Genomic DNA, 14,955 nt, shown 5'->3' with positions numbered 1-14,955 from the left:
TTTTTTGTCATTAGGTTCGTATGATTTGCTCACCTTATTTTTATAGAGATACGCTATCTTTGCCATACTTAAATGAACAAAATACCATGAATCGAATGAAACATTTGCTGTGTGTTCTTTTAGTAGCAGCTTTAGGAAGTTTTTCTTTCAAGGCAAACGCTTACACCGAACGCAACCTGCTGCAAAAGGCAGCAGACGAAACTACGTTGAAAAACGTGTTAGTAATGAAACAAGCCTGGGTGCCTTATCCTGCTTACACAGACCGCGCCGCCTGGGACTCACTGATGGGACCTAACAAACAACGCCTCATCGAAGCCGGCGAAAAACTCCTCAACTACAAATGGCAACTGATTCCTGCCACTGCCTATCTGGAATACGAACGCAGCGGTAACCGGAAAGTGATGGAAGTTCCTTATGATGCCAACCGCCAGGCACTTAATACTCTGATGCTTGCCGAATTGGCCGAAGGCAAAGGACGCTTTATCGACCAACTGCTGAACGGCGCTTATATGAGTTGTGAAATGAATTCATGGGTTTTGTCCGCACATTTACCCCGGCAAAGTAGCAAACGCTCTCTTCCCGACTTTCGTGAACAGATTATCGACCTTGGTTCGGGCGGTTACGGAGCTTTGATGGCTTGGGTACACTATTTCTTCCGCAAGCCATTCGATAAGATTAATCCCGTAGTATCTTTGCAAATGCGTAAAGCCATCAAAGAACGAATCCTCGACCCTTATATGAACGATGATGAAATGTGGTGGATGGCTTTCAACTGGAATCCGGGAGAAATTATCAATAACTGGAATCCTTGGTGTAACTCCAACGCCCTGCAATGTTTCTTCCTGATGGAAAACAATAAGGAGAAATTGGCGAAAGCGGTTTATCGTTCCATGAAGTCGGTAGATAAGTTCATTAATTTCGTGAAATCTGATGGTGCTTGCGAAGAGGGAACATCTTACTGGGGACACGCGGCCGGAAAACTCTATGACTATCTTCAAATCCTTTCCGATGGTACAGGTGGTAAGATATCTCTTTTTAACGAACCGATGATTCGCCGCATGGGAGAATATATGTCCCGTTCTTACGTTGGTGATGGCTGGGTAGTGAACTTTGCCGATGCTTCGGCAAAAGGCGGTGGCGATCCTTTGTTGATTTACCGTTTCGGTAAAGCCGTAAACAGCGATGAAATGATGCATTTTGCAGCATACTTGCTGAATGGCAGGAAACCGTATGCTACAATGGGCAATGATGCTTTCCGTTCGCTTCAATCTCTGCTTTGCTGCAATGACCTGGCGAAAGCAACTCCGAAACATGATATGCCGGACGTGACTTGGTATCCCGAAACGGAATTCTGCTACATGAAGAATAAGAATGGCATGTTTGTTGCTGCCAAAGGCGGATTCAATAATGAAAGCCACAATCATAATGATGTAGGAACATTCTCTTTGTATGTCAATACGATTCCTGTGATTATTGATGCAGGCGTAGGTACTTATACAAAACAGACATTCAGCAAAGACCGTTATACGATATGGACGATGCAAAGCAATTATCACAACTTGCCGATGATTAACGGTGTACCACAGAAATTCGGGCAGCAATATAAGGCAACAAATACGGTTTGCAACGAGAAGAAACGTGTTTTCTCTACGGATATAGCTGCCGCTTATCCGGCGGAGGCGAAAGTGAAGAGTTGGGTTCGTTCTTATACGCTTGATAATAATAAACTCATTATCGGTGATGTTTATACCTTGGATGAGGCTATTAACCCTAATCAAGTGAATTTCTTAACTTGGGGGAATGTTACTTTCCCATCAGCTGGAAAGATTCGGATTGAAGTAAAAGGCCAAAAGGTGGAAATGCAGTATCCGTCTCAGTTTAAAGCCGGACTGGAAACTATTAAATTGGATGATCCGCGCTTGTCCAACGTATGGGGTAAGGAGATTTACCGCATCACACTGAAGACGGACGAAAAGAAGGTGACGGGAAAATATGGATTTGTTATCCAACAAGTGAAGTAGATATTAAAATTAGAAGAAGAAATAATAGGTATAATTAATTAAATCCACAGTAAGATGAAAAAAGTATTATTTGCCGGCCTTTTGGCTATTGCAGGAGTGACTGTAAGCGCTCAAAATCTGATTAAAAACGAAAAGTTTGCCACAGAAGTAACGAACAAGGTGACCAATGCCAACAAGGCTACCGCAGGCGAATGGTTCATTATGAATAATGAGACTGACGGAGCGACTACCATTGCATGGGAACAAACCGGTGATGCCAAGTATCCTAATGCTATGAAAATTGATAATTCGGGTGCTTCAAAGAACATCTCCTGGTATAAGGCTTTCTTGGGACAGCGTGTTACAGACGGGCTGGAAAAAGGTATCTATGTTCTCACTTTCTACGCAAAAGCTAAAGAAGCAGGTACTCCGGTGAGTGTATATATCAAGCAGACTAACGAAGAAAAGAATGATAATGGCAAGTACAATACTACATTCTTTATGCGTCGGGATTACGATGCTGATTCTCAGCCGAATGCTTCGGGTGCACAATACAACTTCAAGATTAAAGATGCTGATAAATGGACCAAAGTGGTGGTTTACTACGACATGGGACAAGTGGTAAACGCCATTAGCAGTAAGAAAGCCAATGCTGATCTGGAAGTGTCCGATACAGATGATGACGCTGCCATCCTGAAAGATTGTTATGTAGCCATTCTTGCTCAGAATAAAGGTGGTGTTGTAGAAATCAGTGATGTGACGTTGAGAAAGAAATAAAGAAGAAAGTTTTTTAATAGTAGGTTAATAAAAAGATAGGGCGATTAAGTAGTGATACTTTGTCGCCCTGTCTATTTGGAGAATAATCTTTTATTTAATACCGAGTTTCTTTTTCAGTTCCTTTGGCAAAGAGTCTTTGTGTACCATGACGCTGATAGTTTTAGCGCGTACATAACTTTCGGACATATTCTGATACCCGCCGAACTTGTTGCCGTCTGCTCCCCAGGAATTCTTGGTAATGTAATATTTAGTACCATTCTGATCTTTTGCGATGCCCGTGATATGCATTAGGTGGTCGTCGGTTGTCACAAACTTCTCATAACCTTCCTGGCGGATTTCTGGTGTCACGTCGATTTCAGGATAAGGATGTTCAAACTTGAATACTTCTTCCATACGTTGGTATTTAGGCATTGTTTCAAAACGTGCACGGTCGGTAGTAGAGTAGTCTTTCACATCTTCCACTTGCGGGTTGATGGCAATTCCGTTCTTATAAGAGAAACCTTGTTCGCTGACATCACCGTCCCAACATACGGTATATCCGTTGTTCAGTGCGTGGTCGATGGCAGCCATCAGCTCGTCCAACGGAAGATTGTACATCGGCTGGTTTTCCCAGTTGTCGGGAACTTCGGGTGAGAAAGTCTCGTAATAAGGTTTATGGGTGAAACTGGTCAGCTCTATATAGTCATTCATATTCAATCCCAAGCTTTCTGTAAAAGACTGGGGAGTATATTCTTTTCCTTTATAGGTGAACTTTTCGGGAAGCTTGCCCAAGTAAGTATCGAACAGATTATTGATGAGGGCATAAAATTCCGGAGTACGCTGTTTCGAAGCGATGTTAGCGTCCACCAAAGCCTTGAAATAACGTGTCAATGCTCCGTGATTATGGTCTTTTTTATCGTTAAGTAAACCGGAATAAACTTCTTCTGGAACAATTCCCACTTGCTTATAGGCATTTGTGAATGTATGTGCCAGACTTCCTTCTCCGATGTTGCCTTTTCCACGGCGGAGATAATTATCATTCATTTGATTCATGTACTTCTGGCGGACGATATACATTTCCGAGAGATTATATTCTCCTTTGCCCATGCGTAGCAGTTCGGATTCCATGAAAGAAGTGGTGGCAAAGCACCAGCAAGTTCCGGTAGAACCCTGATCTTTGACGGGAGTCGCTTTGTGAGAAACAACGGTTGTGAATTCATAACCGGGTGTTTGTGCAAAAGAGGTTGCGGCTGACAGGAGCAACGCAACCGAAATCAAAAATTTCTTCATGACATATGTGTTTCATTATATTCTGGGTACAAAAGTATAAAAAAAGCGAGGATACTCGAAAGTTCCTCGCTCAATTTAATATAGTTAGTGTGTTTATTTACATGGCAACCTGCTGTGACAGCAGTTTTTGAAGTTTACCGTTCAGGGTTTGGCACATTGCGCCGTTTCCCATTGCTTGATAGCGTTTAATACGGTACTGTAACATCATAATTTTTTCATTTGCATTCTTTTTCATAATTTGTTTCCTCTTTTTTTGCCCCCCACGTTTTGAAGAGCGGTTTTACATCTTGTTTTCTTTATTAACACTGCAAAAGTACAAAATGTTTTTGAATTATATGCTGTAAAACATAGAAAACTTCTTTTTCTTCTGAGTTTTCTTTTTATAAGAGGTTCGAACACGGTAGATATTACAAACCTATTACATACATTTACAGTTACTTGTGTCGTCTTTTTGAAAAAAACTTGTAATTTTGTGGACGTATACTTTAGTATGCACCTTTGTTTCATGATTCGTTTATTTAATTAACACATAAATATGAAAACACTCGTCCGTCTTTTGCTTGTCTCGTTTTTCTCTGCACTATTATTTTCATGCAGTGAATCCCATTTTCTGAAAGAAGAAGCTTATCGTAATCAGGTACTTCAGGATTTTGAGCAGAAACAGAAAGTACTCCCTAATGGGGAGCTGTTTGCTGTCTTTTCGGATAGCACTTTGACTCTTTCAGAGCGTGAAGCTTTGATGTTTCTGTATGCGTATATGCCGATAGGAGATATAACGGATTATCACGGGAAATATTATTTGGCAAATATTCGTCTTTCCGAGCAGACTCGCCATGAGATGCCTTGGGGAAAGACTGTTCCCGATGAGTTATTCCGGCATTTTGTGCTGCCTGTCCGTGTGAATAACGAAAACTTGGATGAATCCCGCAAAGTTTTTTACGAAGAGTTGAAGGAGCGAGTGAAAGGTCTTTCGATGAAAGATGCGATTTTGGAGGTGAATCATTGGTGTCATGAGAAAGTGGTGTATCGTCCAAGTGATGCCCGTACAAGTTCACCGCTGGCGTCGGTGAAAACAGCCTATGGACGTTGCGGCGAAGAATCTACTTTTACGGTTGCTGCGCTACGTTCTGTCGGGATACCTGCACGTCAGGTTTATACTCCTCGTTGGGCGCACACTGACGATAATCATGCCTGGGTAGAAGCTTGGGCGGATGGCAAGTGGTATTTCTTTGGTGCTTGTGAACCCGAACCGGTGCTGAACCTCGGTTGGTTCAATGCGCCTGCAAGCCGTGGAATGTTGATGCATACAAAGGTGTTCGGTCGTTATAACGGGCCGGAAGAGATTATGCTTGAAACTCCGAATTATACCGAGATTAATGTAATTGATAATTATGCTCCTACGGCTAAGGCGGTTGTGACGGTGACCGATACGGATGGTCGTCCTGTTTCCGGTGCTAAAGTCGAGTTTAAAGTCTATAATTATGCTGAGTTTTATACGGTAGCTACCAAATATGCCGATGCGGACGGTCGCGCTTCGTTGACAGCAGGAAGAGGGGATATGCTGGTATGGGCTTCTGACAAGGGGAGATTTGGCTTTTCTAAATTGTCTTTTGGGAAGCAATCGGAATTGGTATTAGCGCTTGACAAAAAAGAAGGTGATATTTTTGAAGTGGATATTGACATTGTTCCTCCGGTTGAGAATGCTATTTTACCTGAAGTGACTCCGGAACAGCGGGCCGAAAATGACAGGAGACTGGAGCAGGAAGATTCGATTCGCAATGCTTATGTTGCTACTTTTCCGACTATGGCGCAAATTGATTCTGTTATGTCTGGTTTGAAAGAAAAAATACATCCGTGTGTTAAAAAGGCTCTATGTTCATTTATTATAGATTCACGTGGGAATTATGATGTGCTGATTCGTTTTATTAGGGAAGCGGATCGTCAGGGAAAACTGATGAAGGCTGCTGCTTTATTACAAACCCTTTCTGAAAAAGATCGTCGTGATGTAAATTATGAAGTGTTGTTAGACCATTTTCTCCATACGAAAGATATCTCCAAATATTTATATGGTTGTACTTTGTCGGATTGTTTGACTTGTATGGATGCTTGGTTGGAAGAAGTCGATGATATCCTTAATCCACGTATTGCCATGGAAGCGTTGACTCCATACAGGTCTTTTTTCCAATCAAAATTTACGGAAGCACAGATTGATTCTTTTCGCAGTCGTCCGCAACTACTGATAGAATGGGTAAGTAATAATATTGCGATTGATGAAGAAAACAATTCTCAACGTATTCCTATCTCTCCGGAAGGCGTGTGGCGTTCACGTGTTGCGGATTCCCATTCAAGGGATATCTTTTTTGTGGCATTGGCACGTAGTATGGATATTCTTGCCCGCATGAGGAGTACAGATGGGCGTGTGGGGTATGTACTTCCTCCGACAGAAGATCTTACTCCGGCTGGTGAGTTTGTGGAAGCTGATTTTGAGAAAAAGGAGAGTGTGCGGACGCCGCAGGGATATTATCATTTATGTGATGGAGAACAGGCAATTGGCTACGGTGATGATAGAGCTAGATATTACAGCAAATATACAATCTCCAGGATTGTTGATGGAAAACCGGAATTAATCAGTTTTGATGAAAGATATCCGGAAAAAGGGTGTTCCGGTATATTGGATACTGGATATTATTTGCTGGTCACTGGTACGAGACTGGCAAGCGGTGGTGTGCTGGCGAGAGTTTCTTCCTTTATGTTATCAGCAGAAAATGATAAACTTATGGAAACTAAAGTCCCTTTTCATCTACGTGAATCAGGAGAGAAAGTTGCTGTTATCGGTAATTTCAATTCCGAATCGCTTTTCACATCGGTTGAGGGTATAGGAAAGGATAGTACACCTTTAGCTAAACAAAGTTTGTTGCAATCATGTGGTCGTGGTTACTTTGTGGTTGGTGTTCTCGCTCCGGGGCAGGAACCTACCAATCATGCTTTGCGTGATATTGCCGCTTTAAAGTCCGATTTGGAGAAATGGGGAAGGAAAATGGTATTGCTTTTCCCCGATGAAGTCCAGTGTAAGAAGTTTACTCTTTCAGAGTTTCCAGAATTACCTTCTACGGTTATCTATGGTATTGATACGGACGGTATCTGCAAACAGATTGTGGGAAATATGAAATTAAAACATAAGAATAGCCTGCCGGTATTTATTATCGCCGATACATTCAACCGTGTAGTCTTTGTTTCTCAAGGATATACTATCGGCTTGGGTGAACAATTAATGAAAACCGTTCATGGATTGTAGAAAGCAATAGATAAAGAAGAAGTAGCAGGTAGTAATATCGTGTGACAGTATGCAATAATCGTTAATTCTCTATATAGAGCGCACTTTTATGCGAATTAATTGTTACGTTTATAGGAGAGTTATGATGAAATATCTTTTGTGCATACTGTCACTTGCATTTTTACTTATTGGGGGTAGTCTGACCCATAAGGAAGATGCTCAGGGATTTCGGGAAACGGCCGTAATCTCTGTGGATGGTGATATTTCAGCTACTACAACACTCGCTTCACCCCCGGAAGAAAGCCATTCTTTAGGAATCCTGACTACTTTTTCGCTTCCACGAAACATCACTCCTGTGCGGACATTGAAGTTTAATGATATTCCTGTCATTGTCCAATTGTTAAGTTTACGCTCTTTCCGTTTGCCCGAAGACAAAAGGAAGATTCTTCTTTCCGACACTAATTATCTGAAATATTCTAATAGGTACTACATTTATACCTTGGCACATATCTTGATTTAGCCATTCTTTCTTTCTGAGTATTCCTGGGAATTTGCACAAATATGTTTAACAGGTCCGGATGATATAGATATCCGGGCATGTCGTATGTGTGCATGAATGATTGTACAATCTGTTTTTTATACTACTATGATTCATTTATTACTATCTACGTTAGCTATGATGGGGCTGACCTTTCTCATAGGCTTTTTTGTTGCAGCAGTTATTAAATTAATAGCTTATGCTGCCGATTCATTCGATTTTTATAGTTCCCATCGGTTGGAGTTACTTCGTCTGCATCGCTGGCGGCAGCATCGTCAGAAAATGGAAAGGCTCGTCAGGCAGATACCGCTTGAAGCGGAAGAAGCTATGGGGGATTACCGTGAAGACTTCAGCCATGGCATCAATCGTAATTTTACCGGTTATGCAGGGTATTATCATGGCGTGAGTCCGGGAGCTTCGGACGAAACCCTGCTGGATTATTATTATCCCCGAGATACCCGGGAGTTCTTTCTTAAGGAAGAAGAACGGGCGCATATCAACAAGAAAAGTTCAAAGAAGTCAGCTACTGACAAATAATAAAAAAGACACTCATTATGGAAAATATAGATTTTGCGACTTTATTTCAAGGCATTGGTACAATGATGGCAAGCGGCTGGTTTCTCGCTTCTGCCAGAATCTTTCTGGTACTTCTTGGTTTGTTACTTATTTATCTGGGTTGGAAAGGTGTACTCGAACCTATGGTTATGATTCCGATGGGACTGGGGATGGTAGCCATCAACTGTGGAACATTGATTATGCCTGACGGTACATTGGGTAACCTTTTTCTCGACCCGATGCTTTCGGATACCGACGCATTGATGAATACGATGCAGATAGACTTTCTGCAACCCGTTTATACACTTACGTTCAGTAACGGGCTGATAGCCTGTTTTGTCTTTATGGGTATCGGGACACTGCTGGATGTCGGCTTCCTGCTTCAGAAACCATTTGCAAGTATCTTTCTTGCTCTATGTGCAGAGTTGGGAACTTTCCTAACAGTGCCTATTGCCGCCGCTCTCGGATTGACTTTGAAAGAAAGTGCCTCTGTTGCCATGGTAGGTGGCGCCGATGGACCGATGGTATTGTTTACTTCACTGGCTTTGGCAAAACATCTGTTTGTTCCTATCACAGTGGTAGCCTATCTTTATTTGGGACTGACATACGGTGGCTACCCTTATCTGGTGAAACTCCTGGTTCCCAAACGCTTCCGGGCTATCAAAATGGTGACGAAGAAAGCACCGAAAAACTATGACGCTAAAGTGAAGCTGGCTTTCTCCGCTGTTCTTTGTGCAGTTCTTTGTTTCTTGTTCCCGGTTGCTTCTCCTTTATTCTTCTCTTTGTTTCTGGGAGTTGCTGTTCGCGAATCCGGTATGAAGCATATTTATGACTTTGTAAGCGGGCCGTTGCTTTACGGTTCTACCTTTATGTTGGGACTATTATTAGGTGTGCTTTGTGACGCGCATCTACTACTCGACCCGAAGATTCTTAAATTATTAGTTTTGGGTGTCGTAGCCTTGCTGCTTTCCGGCATCGGTGGAATCCTGGGCGGTTATATCATGTACTTTATCAAACGGGGGAATTATAATCCGGTGATTGGCATCGCCGCCGTAAGCTGTGTGCCTACTACCGCCAAAGTAGCCCAAAAGATTGTCAGCAAAGACAATCCGGACTCATTTGTTTTGGGGGATGCCTTGGGAGCCAATATCTCGGGCGTAATTACTTCGGCTATTATTACAGGCATCTATATCACAGTCATACCTTATTTATAAAATATAGATTGAATTATAAAGATATAGCTTGAATCGTATCCATAACTCTCCGGGCGGTCGTTACATTCCGTTCATATTCGTCGATATGTACAGTGCCGCCCATGGATACTAATTCATTCTTGTACTCCATCTCACTTTTAATACTTTCGCGGGCAGAGAAATGGAACTCCTGTATCCCTGTTTCCTGGGCGATTCGAGCAATATTCTTTTCATTCACACCGCATCCGGCAAGTAGGATAATTCTTCCTGCTGCTTGCTCCTGCAGCTCTTTGAGTAAAGGAATACCTTGTTCTGCAGTAGCTTGCTGACCGGAAGTCAGAATCCGGTTACAGCCAAGTTCTATAATTTGTTCCAGTGCTTCCTTGGGATTGCAACAAACATCGAAAGCCCTATGAAAGGTGACAGACAAGCCTTGTGAGGCTAGCATTAACTCTTGCATGGCAGCGTAATCAATCTCTCCATTAGCAGTCAGGCATCCAAAAACAACTCCGTCAACTCCGAGTTTCCGGGCTATCTCTATATCTTTCAGCATTGTCTTTACTTCGATAGGCGAGTAGAGAAAATCTCCACCTCTAGGACGGATAATGACGTGCAACCGGGTTGTATCCAGTATTTCACGAGCCATAGAAATTTCTCCGTAAGAAGGTGTTGTTCCACCTTCGGGAATACCCGCACATAATTCTACACGGTTGGCTCCGCCTATTTGGGCAGCGAGGCAACTTTCTACTGAGTTGGCACAAACTTCGAATTGGTATTTTTTCATAAGTTGATGAATAAAAATGAAAGAAATGAAAAGTGTTTGCTGTTATTAAAAAGGAATATTCATTTATTAAAAAAGGGCGAATTGCTTCGCCCTTCTATCTTTGATTTCTTTTTTAAGTCTTTGGTCTTACTTAGCGAAGCTGACCGCACGTGTCTCACGGATAACGGTAATCTTCACCTGTCCTGGATAAGTCATTTCATCCTGAATCTTCTTAGCGATTTCGCCCGACAGGTTTTCAGTCTGCTTGTCGTCAATCTTATCTGCACCAACGATAACGCGGAGTTCGCGTCCTGCTTGGATTGCATAAGTCTTTGTCACACCCGGATAAGACATTGCCAACTGTTCAAGGTCGTTCAGACGCTTGATATAAGCCTCAACGATTTCGCGGCGTGCGCCCGGACGTGCGCCTGAGATAGCGTCACATACCTGTACGATAGGAGCCAGCAGACTCGTCATTTCCGTTTCGTCATGGTGAGCGCCGATAGCGTTGCAGATATCCGGTTTCTCCTTGTATTTTTCTGCGAGCTTCATACCCAGCAATGCGTGTGGCAATTCCGGTTCTTCATCAGGCACTTTACCTATATCATGCAGCAAACCTGCACGTTTTGCTTTCTTCGGATTCAGTCCCAGTTCTGATGCCATTACAGCACAAAGGTTGGCTGTTTCACGTGCATGCTGCAACAAGTTCTGACCATAAGAAGAACGATATTTCATCTTACCGATAATACGAATCAGTTCAGGATGCAGACCGTGGATGCCAAGGTCAATCGTTGTACGTTTACCTGTTTCGATGATTTCTTCTTCCACCTGTTTGCGTACTTTAGCTACCACCTCTTCGATACGTGCCGGATGGATACGTCCGTCGGTAACAAGCTGGTGCAGAGCCAGGCGGGCAATTTCACGGCGAACCGGGTCGAAAGCTGAAAGGACAATCGCTTCAGGAGTATCGTCTACAACGATTTCAACACCTGTAGCAGCTTCCAATGCACGAATATTACGTCCTTCACGACCGATGATACGTCCTTTAATTTCATCCGATTCGATATGGAATACCGTAACAGAGTTTTCGATGGCAGTTTCCGTAGCTACCCGTTGGATGGATTGGACTACAATACGTTTCGCTTCTTTGTTGGCTGTCAACTTGGCATCATCCATGATGTCATTGATATATGACTGAGCCTGTGTTTTAGCTTCCTCTTTCAAGGATTCTACCAGGCGTTCTTTCGCTTCTTCGGCAGACAAACCGGAGATTGCTTCCAACTTGTCAATTTCCTGCTGTTGCAGTCTGTCAAGTTCTTCTTTTTTCTTATCGACAATCACTAACTGCGCTTCCAGGTTCTCTTTGACAGCTTCGGCTTCCATCTTCTTGCGTTGGATTTCTTCTTGGCGCTGTCCGAGCACCATTTCGCGTTGTTTCAGTTTGTTTTCCGCCTGCTGAATCTTCTGATTCCGCAGTGCTACTTCCTTTTCAAGGTCCGCTTTCTTGTTCAGGAACTTCTCCTTCACTTCCAGCAGCTTGTTTTTCTTAATTACTTCTGCTTCCGTCTCTGCTTCTTTCAGGATGTTGTCGTATCTGGATTTCAGCGCATACCTAAATAGTATGTATGAAAGGACTCCACCTACAATGAAGCAAGCAATTGCTGTTGCTATTATTGCTATCATTCTACATTTAATTTAATATATAAATAAAAACGCACCGCCAAATATCAAAGCATATTCTTGCTTGGATATTGTGCAGTGCGTGGTTGTTTTTCTCTTATCAGCGAATAGCCGGTCAATTTTATTCTCCTTTGAAATAATCTTCCAGCAATTCAGTTAGTTCTTTTACCTTCTCCGTATAGGGGGCGGTATCATTACGTTCCAACAATTGCAGTTTCTCTAATGAGAACTGATAGGCTACCATGGCAATAATCTTTTCCGGTTCGAGGTTCTTGTAGACTTCCCGGTACTTATTAAGCCTGATATTTACCTGCTTGGCAGCTTCCCGTACCATTTCTTCTTCCTCACGGTTGATGGTTAACGGGTAGTTTGAGTCTGCTATCTGCAGGTTTATCTTTATTTTATCGTTCATACATCTTCTTCTTATTCATTCAACAAAGCGATGCATTTATCGACTTCACGCACTAATTTAGACAATCGCAGCTTCGTCTCTTTTACGTCGCTGCCGTTAAGGCTGATTGCCGTAGCTGTTTTTAGGTTTGTGTAGCTGACTTCCAATTCATCGTATTGCGCCTGTACCTTCTCATTTTTTAATTTTTCAATATCAAGAAGTTTCTTCAGCTCCGCATTTTCACGCTTTAACTCATCGTGCAAATAGATCAAATGCCGTAGCTGCGTCTCAAAGGTATTCAATAACTTTTTTTCTTCTTCTGTCATTACTACACCAAAATTGTACACAAAAATACGATTAACTCTGATATTACAAAAACTTTTCGGGATAAAATGTGCATTTTAGCGCAAAATAGCGGGTTGAACGAGAAAAAGAGGGGAGTTCTGTGGCAATAATTACTTTGTAAAACCAGCATTGCTCGGGAAAAACTATATCTTTGCATTTCAATAAAATGAAGGAAACCTATGTTGAAAATATTAGTAACCTACGCCGTCCAAGGCGAATTTGTAGAAATAAAGTGGCCCGATGTAGACCCGTACTATATCCGCACAGGAATAGGCAAAGTAAAATCCGCTTTTCATTTGGCAGAAGCGATTCGTCAGGTGCAACCCGACTTGGTTTTAAATATCGGAAGTGCGGGAACAGTCAACCATCAGGTAGGGGATATTTTCGTCTGCCGGAAGTTTGTAGACCGTGATATGCAGAAGCTCGCAGGATTGGGAATGGAATGTGAAATCGACTCTACGGCTTTGCTTGAAGCAAAAGGATATTGCGAACACTGGACGGAGAATGGAATCTGTAATACGGGCGATGGCTTTTTGACCGAACTGACTCATGTCACCGGAGACGTGGTGGATATGGAAGCCTATGCGCAGGCATTTGTCTGCCGCTCGAAGGAAATTCCGTTTATCTCCGTGAAATACGTCACTGACATTATCGGCCAAAACTCCGTGAAACATTGGGAAGATAAACTTGCAGATGCCCGTCAGGGACTTTCCAACTACCTCAACGTCTTGAAAGAAAGAATATGATAAGTAACACCTGCGGCTATCAGTCCCAGGAGAATCTTTACCCATAGCAGAGGAATCAGGAAGAAAATGCAATACAGCATTGTCCCCCACATCAGTACAAGTGAGATAATCTTGGCTCGTAGCGGAATTGCTTTATTCTCGCGGAAGTTACGGATATAAGGACCGAAATGCGGATGGTTCAACAACCAATTATATAATCGGGGCGAACCCTTGAAGTAAAGGGCGGCCGTGAGTAGCAGAAAGGGGGTAGTAGGCAGTAACGGCAGAAAGATGCCGAGAATACCGAGTGCCAGGGAAATGCTTCCTAAAACAATATACAGAGTTTTCATGTGGCAAAGATAGTACGAAAATAGGAAAAAATAACTGTCATTGCTGAATGAAAACTCTTTTTGTATTACCTTTGCCGTCGCATCGAGGTGACATTAGATGCGTATAACTATTAAAATACATACAGCAATGTTTACAGTAATCAAACGTATGGAGATTTCAGCTTCCCATAAGCTGGTACTCCCGTATCGCAGTAAATGCGCCAGTCTACACGGTCACAACTGGATTATCACCGTTTATTGTCGTTCCGCACGACTTAACTCCGAAGGAATGGTGGTCGATTTTACCCGCATCAAAGAAGTGGTCATGGAGAAACTCGACCATCAAAATCTGAATGAAGTACTTCCGTTCAATCCCACAGCCGAGAATATTGCCCGCTGGGTTTGCAAACAAATCCCGCAATGCTATAAAGTGGAGGTGCAGGAGTCGGAAGGAAACATTGTCATCTACGAGAAAGACTCTACAACAGGAGAAGAGAAAGAGTAGCAAACAAAATACATACAACGATGAGAAAGATTAATGAAATCTTTTACAGTTTGCAGGGCGAGGGCTACCACACCGGAACCCCGGCTATCTTTGTCCGTTTTTCCGGCTGCAACCTGAAATGCGATTTTTGCGATACACAACACGAAGAAGGAACAATGATGACCGACGACGAAATTATCTCTGAAGTAGAAAAATATCCTGCCGTTACCGTCATCTTGACAGGTGGTGAACCCTCTTTGTGGATAGACGATGAATTTATCGACCGCCTGCACCGGGCAGGTAAATATGTTTGTATCGAAACCAACGGTACACGCCCCCTGCCGGCAGCTATCGACTGGGTGACCTGCTCTCCCAAACAAGGGGCGAAGCTTGCCATCGACCGGATGGATGAAGTGAAAGTGGTCTATGAAGGACAAGATATAAGCATTTTTGAACAACTTCCCGCCGAACATTTTTTCCTCCAGCCTTGTTCTTGTAATAACACTGCTTCAACAGTGGACTGTGTAATGCGACATCCCAAATGGAGACTCAGCTTGCAAACACACAAATTAATCGACATCCGTTGAGCAAAATAGACGGGTGATACGGAAGAAGCTTAAATTATTACAGAA

16 protein-coding genes are annotated in these 14,955 nt (G+C 42.7%); 9 read left to right on the top strand and 7 right to left on the bottom strand.

Features of this window, described 5'->3' with window-relative positions; all coding sequences use genetic code 11:
• Positions 1 to 86 precede the first annotated feature (86 nt).
• Both CLIN57ABFB40_RS11130 and CLIN57ABFB40_RS11125 read left to right on the top strand, forming a co-directional pair.
• Positions 87 to 2,021, top strand: a complete 1,935-nt coding sequence (locus tag CLIN57ABFB40_RS11130; protein WP_175630106.1) for a heparinase II/III family protein — start codon at positions 87 to 89, stop codon at positions 2,019 to 2,021.
• Positions 2,022 to 2,075: 54 nt separating this feature from the next.
• Positions 2,076 to 2,777, top strand: a complete 702-nt coding sequence (locus CLIN57ABFB40_RS11125; RefSeq protein ID WP_175630105.1) for a DUF4627 domain-containing protein — start codon at positions 2,076 to 2,078, stop codon at positions 2,775 to 2,777.
• A gap of 90 nt (positions 2,778 to 2,867) precedes the next feature.
• On the opposite strand, the gene CLIN57ABFB40_RS11120 is transcribed toward CLIN57ABFB40_RS11125, so the two are convergent.
• Together CLIN57ABFB40_RS11120 and CLIN57ABFB40_RS11115 are read right to left on the bottom strand one after the other, a co-directional pair.
• Entirely contained in the window at positions 2,868 to 4,046 is a 1,179-nt protein-coding gene (locus CLIN57ABFB40_RS11120) for an aminopeptidase C (RefSeq protein WP_175630104.1), read from the bottom strand.
• A 97-nt stretch (positions 4,047 to 4,143) separates the two neighbouring features.
• Complete coding sequence (locus CLIN57ABFB40_RS11115) at positions 4,144 to 4,281, bottom strand: hypothetical protein (protein WP_004301914.1); 138 nt, start codon at positions 4,279 to 4,281, stop codon at positions 4,144 to 4,146.
• 300 nt (positions 4,282 to 4,581) lie between these two features.
• On the opposite strand from CLIN57ABFB40_RS11115, the gene CLIN57ABFB40_RS11110 reads away from it, so the two are divergent.
• The 4 genes from CLIN57ABFB40_RS11110 to CLIN57ABFB40_RS11095 all read left to right on the top strand — a co-directional run bounded on the left by CLIN57ABFB40_RS11110 (position 4,582) and on the right by CLIN57ABFB40_RS11095 (position 9,627).
• Complete coding sequence (locus CLIN57ABFB40_RS11110) at positions 4,582 to 7,341, top strand: transglutaminase-like domain-containing protein (RefSeq protein WP_175630103.1); 2,760 nt, start codon at positions 4,582 to 4,584, stop codon at positions 7,339 to 7,341.
• 121 nt (positions 7,342 to 7,462) lie between these two features.
• The gene (locus tag CLIN57ABFB40_RS11105) at positions 7,463 to 7,840 is read left to right on the top strand and encodes a hypothetical protein (RefSeq protein WP_254871741.1); all 378 of its coding nucleotides are present in this window, start codon (positions 7,463 to 7,465) and stop codon (positions 7,838 to 7,840) included.
• Between the two features lie 126 nt (positions 7,841 to 7,966).
• Positions 7,967 to 8,395 carry a LapA family protein gene (locus tag CLIN57ABFB40_RS11100; protein WP_175630102.1) on the top strand — a complete coding sequence of 143 codons (429 nt, stop codon included), beginning with the start codon at positions 7,967 to 7,969 and terminating at the stop codon, positions 8,393 to 8,395.
• A 17-nt stretch (positions 8,396 to 8,412) separates the two neighbouring features.
• A complete protein-coding gene (locus tag CLIN57ABFB40_RS11095) occupies positions 8,413 to 9,627 on the top strand; it encodes a sodium ion-translocating decarboxylase subunit beta (RefSeq protein ID WP_175630101.1) in 1,215 nt (404 codons plus the stop codon).
• Positions 9,628 to 9,640: 13 nt separating this feature from the next.
• Here the strand turns inward: CLIN57ABFB40_RS11095 and CLIN57ABFB40_RS11090 are convergent, their stop codons facing one another.
• The 4 genes from CLIN57ABFB40_RS11090 to CLIN57ABFB40_RS11075 all read right to left on the bottom strand — a co-directional run bounded on the left by CLIN57ABFB40_RS11090 (position 9,641) and on the right by CLIN57ABFB40_RS11075 (position 12,766).
• On the bottom strand, positions 9,641 to 10,390 hold the full coding sequence (locus tag CLIN57ABFB40_RS11090; RefSeq protein WP_175630100.1) for a copper homeostasis protein CutC: 750 nt from the start codon (positions 10,388 to 10,390) through the stop codon (positions 9,641 to 9,643).
• A gap of 126 nt (positions 10,391 to 10,516) precedes the next feature.
• Positions 10,517 to 12,052 carry a ribonuclease Y gene (gene rny, locus CLIN57ABFB40_RS11085; protein WP_175630099.1) on the bottom strand — a complete coding sequence of 512 codons (1,536 nt, stop codon included), beginning with the start codon at positions 12,050 to 12,052 and terminating at the stop codon, positions 10,517 to 10,519.
• Positions 12,053 to 12,170: 118 nt separating this feature from the next.
• Complete coding sequence (locus CLIN57ABFB40_RS11080; protein WP_175630098.1) at positions 12,171 to 12,461, bottom strand: cell division protein ZapA; 291 nt, start codon at positions 12,459 to 12,461, stop codon at positions 12,171 to 12,173.
• An 11-nt stretch (positions 12,462 to 12,472) separates the two neighbouring features.
• A complete protein-coding gene (locus CLIN57ABFB40_RS11075; RefSeq protein WP_128824435.1) occupies positions 12,473 to 12,766 on the bottom strand; it encodes a hypothetical protein in 294 nt (97 codons plus the stop codon).
• Between the two features lie 198 nt (positions 12,767 to 12,964).
• Here CLIN57ABFB40_RS11075 and CLIN57ABFB40_RS11070 point away from each other — a divergent pair, with 198 nt between their 5' ends.
• Positions 12,965 to 13,531 carry a nucleosidase gene (locus CLIN57ABFB40_RS11070; protein ID WP_175630097.1) on the top strand — a complete coding sequence of 189 codons (567 nt, stop codon included), beginning with the start codon at positions 12,965 to 12,967 and terminating at the stop codon, positions 13,529 to 13,531.
• Here CLIN57ABFB40_RS11070 and CLIN57ABFB40_RS11065 read toward each other — a convergent pair.
• On the bottom strand, positions 13,501 to 13,860 hold the full coding sequence (locus CLIN57ABFB40_RS11065; RefSeq protein ID WP_175630096.1) for a YbaN family protein: 360 nt from the start codon (positions 13,858 to 13,860) through the stop codon (positions 13,501 to 13,503). The two genes, CLIN57ABFB40_RS11070 and CLIN57ABFB40_RS11065, sit on opposite strands and share 31 nt — an antisense overlap.
• Positions 13,861 to 13,987: 127 nt before the next feature.
• Here CLIN57ABFB40_RS11065 and CLIN57ABFB40_RS11060 point away from each other — a divergent pair, with 127 nt between their 5' ends.
• Both CLIN57ABFB40_RS11060 and CLIN57ABFB40_RS11055 read left to right on the top strand, forming a co-directional pair.
• Positions 13,988 to 14,344: a 6-pyruvoyl trahydropterin synthase family protein gene (locus CLIN57ABFB40_RS11060; RefSeq protein ID WP_175630095.1), complete on the top strand. Its 357-nt coding sequence runs from the start codon at positions 13,988 to 13,990 to the stop codon at positions 14,342 to 14,344.
• Positions 14,345 to 14,364: 20 nt separating this feature from the next.
• Positions 14,365 to 14,910, top strand: coding sequence for a 7-carboxy-7-deazaguanine synthase QueE (locus tag CLIN57ABFB40_RS11055; protein WP_175630094.1), 546 nt, complete (start codon positions 14,365 to 14,367; stop codon positions 14,908 to 14,910).
• Positions 14,911 to 14,955: the final 45 nt, after the last annotated feature.

It is taken from the genome of Bacteroides acidifaciens (assembly GCF_903181435.1).
Classification (GTDB): Bacteria; Bacteroidota; Bacteroidia; order Bacteroidales; family Bacteroidaceae; genus Bacteroides.
Note: the sequence above shows the minus strand (reverse complement) of the source record. Positions and strands in the feature narration are given on the sequence as shown.

Excerpts from the sequence above, each read along its gene's own strand:
- CLIN57ABFB40_RS11130 (WP_175630106.1), top strand. The coding sequence starts at position 87 with ATGAATCGAATGAAACATTTGCTGTGTGTTCTTTTAGTAGCAGCTTTA.
- CLIN57ABFB40_RS11125 (WP_175630105.1), top strand. The coding sequence starts at position 2,076 with ATGAAAAAAGTATTATTTGCCGGCCTTTTGGCTATTGCAGGAGTGACT.
- CLIN57ABFB40_RS11120 (WP_175630104.1), bottom strand. The coding sequence starts at position 4,046 with ATGAAGAAATTTTTGATTTCGGTTGCGTTGCTCCTGTCAGCCGCAACC.
- CLIN57ABFB40_RS11115 (WP_004301914.1), bottom strand. The coding sequence starts at position 4,281 with ATGAAAAAGAATGCAAATGAAAAAATTATGATGTTACAGTACCGTATT.
- CLIN57ABFB40_RS11110 (WP_175630103.1), top strand. The coding sequence starts at position 4,582 with ATGAAAACACTCGTCCGTCTTTTGCTTGTCTCGTTTTTCTCTGCACTA.
- CLIN57ABFB40_RS11105 (WP_254871741.1), top strand. The coding sequence starts at position 7,463 with ATGATGAAATATCTTTTGTGCATACTGTCACTTGCATTTTTACTTATT.
- CLIN57ABFB40_RS11100 (WP_175630102.1), top strand. The coding sequence starts at position 7,967 with ATGATTCATTTATTACTATCTACGTTAGCTATGATGGGGCTGACCTTT.
- CLIN57ABFB40_RS11095 (WP_175630101.1), top strand. The coding sequence starts at position 8,413 with ATGGAAAATATAGATTTTGCGACTTTATTTCAAGGCATTGGTACAATG.
- CLIN57ABFB40_RS11090 (WP_175630100.1), bottom strand. The coding sequence starts at position 10,390 with ATGAAAAAATACCAATTCGAAGTTTGTGCCAACTCAGTAGAAAGTTGC.
- rny (WP_175630099.1), bottom strand. The coding sequence starts at position 12,052 with ATGATAGCAATAATAGCAACAGCAATTGCTTGCTTCATTGTAGGTGGA.
- CLIN57ABFB40_RS11080 (WP_175630098.1), bottom strand. The coding sequence starts at position 12,461 with ATGAACGATAAAATAAAGATAAACCTGCAGATAGCAGACTCAAACTAC.
- CLIN57ABFB40_RS11075 (WP_128824435.1), bottom strand. The coding sequence starts at position 12,766 with ATGACAGAAGAAGAAAAAAAGTTATTGAATACCTTTGAGACGCAGCTA.
- CLIN57ABFB40_RS11070 (WP_175630097.1), top strand. The coding sequence starts at position 12,965 with ATGTTGAAAATATTAGTAACCTACGCCGTCCAAGGCGAATTTGTAGAA.
- CLIN57ABFB40_RS11065 (WP_175630096.1), bottom strand. The coding sequence starts at position 13,860 with ATGAAAACTCTGTATATTGTTTTAGGAAGCATTTCCCTGGCACTCGGT.
- CLIN57ABFB40_RS11060 (WP_175630095.1), top strand. The coding sequence starts at position 13,988 with ATGTTTACAGTAATCAAACGTATGGAGATTTCAGCTTCCCATAAGCTG.
- CLIN57ABFB40_RS11055 (WP_175630094.1), top strand. The coding sequence starts at position 14,365 with ATGAGAAAGATTAATGAAATCTTTTACAGTTTGCAGGGCGAGGGCTAC.